This is a genomic window from Phenylobacterium sp., from assembly GCF_030645195.1.
Taxonomy (GTDB): Bacteria; Pseudomonadota; Alphaproteobacteria; order Caulobacterales; family Caulobacteraceae; genus Phenylobacterium.
Genome location: NZ_JAUSLW010000160.1, coordinates 1 through 2061 on the forward strand (window position 1 = coordinate 1; position 2061 = coordinate 2061).

General features: G+C 66.5%; 2 protein-coding genes. One reads left to right on the forward strand and one right to left on the reverse strand.

Annotated elements, in window-relative coordinates:
• A partial coding sequence (locus tag Q7T09_RS13285) for a CaiB/BaiF CoA-transferase family protein (RefSeq protein ID WP_304700324.1) occupies positions 1-907 on the reverse strand: 907 nt, incomplete at its 3' end.
• Between the two features lie 332 nt (positions 908-1239).
• Between Q7T09_RS13285 and Q7T09_RS13290 the strand changes: the two genes are divergently transcribed.
• Positions 1240-2061: LON peptidase substrate-binding domain-containing protein (locus Q7T09_RS13290; protein ID WP_304700326.1), on the forward strand; the 822-nt coding region annotated here is incomplete at its 3' end.

The window sequence follows — 2061 nt, forward strand, 5'->3', positions numbered from 1 at the left end:
CGCTGACCTCCGCCAGGGTCAGCTTGCCGAATCCCTCGTCGAGGATGTCGAGGACCTGGCCCACATTGGCCATGCGCCAGAGCGGATCGCGGAACTGCGGGTCCTCGGCCAGGTCCGGTCGGTCTACCGCCTGGGCCACGGGACGCCACGGGTCGGCCCCACGGGGGACCATGGAGAACCAGCGCCCGTCCGCCGTACGGAAGTAGCCGGAGAGGGGGCTCACGGCCTCACGCCGAGGCTGGGCGGTCTTCACCTCGCCGTAGCGGAGTTGAACCGCCAGGTCCCAGCTCACCGCGTAGGTTCCGGTGCGGATCAGGGATGTCTCCACCAGCCGTCCCTGGCCGGTTGTATCCCGTGCCCGCAGCGCCGCCAGCACGGCCGACAGCGCCGCCAGCGCGGTGACGTGGTCGCCAAAGCCCGGGCGGCAGTTGAAGGGCGTCACATCGCTGGGGATGGTGGCCGCGGCCACGCCGCCCTTGGCCCAGAAGGCGGTGATATCGAAGGCCGGCAGGTCGACGGCCTCGCCGTCCAGGCCATAGCCCGAGACGCTGCAGTAGACCAGCCGCGGCAGCTCCGCCTTCAGGCTGTCATAGTCCAGCCGCGCCCGCTTCAGGGCCCCGGGCCGCAGGTTGGTGATGAAGACGTCGGCGTCGGCCAGGATACGCACCAGGGCCTCGCGGCCCTCCGGCGTCCCCGTGTCCAGCACGATCCCGCGCTTGCCGCGATTGTCGTTGGAAAAGACGGGATTGCCTGGCTGTTCGGGTGTGTCGGGATAGAAGGCCCGCATGGGATCGCCCGCCGCGCTCTCCACCTTGATCACCTCGGCGCCCCAGTCGGCCATCACCGCCGCCGCGCCCGGCCCCGCCACATAGGTGGCGAACTCCACGACCTTCAGACCTTCCAGCATGTCCAACCTCCCGTCGGCCGCCTGGCGCGACAGTGGGACGGTCCCCGGCGCTTGGGAAGGCCGGTTCTCACGGCGAGAGCGTGCGTGGCGGCCCTTGCAGGTGTTGCCGTGGCGCACCATTTCTGGGTCACGGGCGTCACACTATCCAGACGCATTGTCGCGGACACTCCGGCTCAGCTTGTAGAGGGGGCCAAAGCGTCCACATAAATGGCCGACAATTCGCCCAAGCTGGGCGGACGGGCCGACCGACTCAGACACATCGTCTGGGGGAACCCGGTCGGAATATGGGACGGGCCCTGCTTTGGAAGGGGGCCCACCAGGAGTAGATGCACATGTCTGAGATCAAGACTCTTCCCATCCTCCCGCTGCGGGACATCGTTGTCTTCCCGCACCAGCCGGTGCCGCTCTTCGTGGGCCGCGAAAAGTCCGTTCGAGCTCTCGAGGAGGCCATGAAGGCCCCCGGCAAGCAGATCCTGCTCGCCACCCAGAAGGACAAGGACGACGACGATCCGTCGCCCGAGGCGATCTACGACGTCGGCGTCGTGGCTTCGGTCCTGCAACTGCTGAAGCTGCCCGACGGCACCGTGAAGGTGCTGGTGGAAGGCAAGGCGCGCGCCGGGATTTCCAAGTTCACCGATCAAGCCGAGTTCTACGAAGCCGAGGTCGCCTTCATCTCCGAGGACGGCGCGGCCTCGACGGAAGCCGAGGCGCTGTCGCGCGCGGTCGTCGAGCAGTTCGAGAACTATGTGAAGCTCAACAAGAAGGTGCCGCCGGAGGCCCTGGCCTCCATGCCCCAGGTCGACTCGCCCGGCGAGCTGGCCGACCGCATCGCCTCGCACCTGTCGGTCAAGATCTCCGAGAAGCAGAACCTGCTGGAGATATTCAATGTCGTGAAGCGCCTGGAGAAGGTCTACGCCCTGATGGAGGGCGAGATCAGCGTCATGCAGACGGAAAAGAAGATCCGTAACCGCGTGAAGCGTCAGATGGAGAAGACCCAGCGCGAGTACTACCTGAACGAACAGATGAAGGCGATCCAGCGCGAGCTGGGCGAGCAGGACGACAGCCGCGACGAGTTGATCGAGCTTGAGAAGCGCATCAAGAAGACCAAGCTCTCCAAGGAGGCCCGCACCAAGGCCGACGCCGAGCTGAAGAAG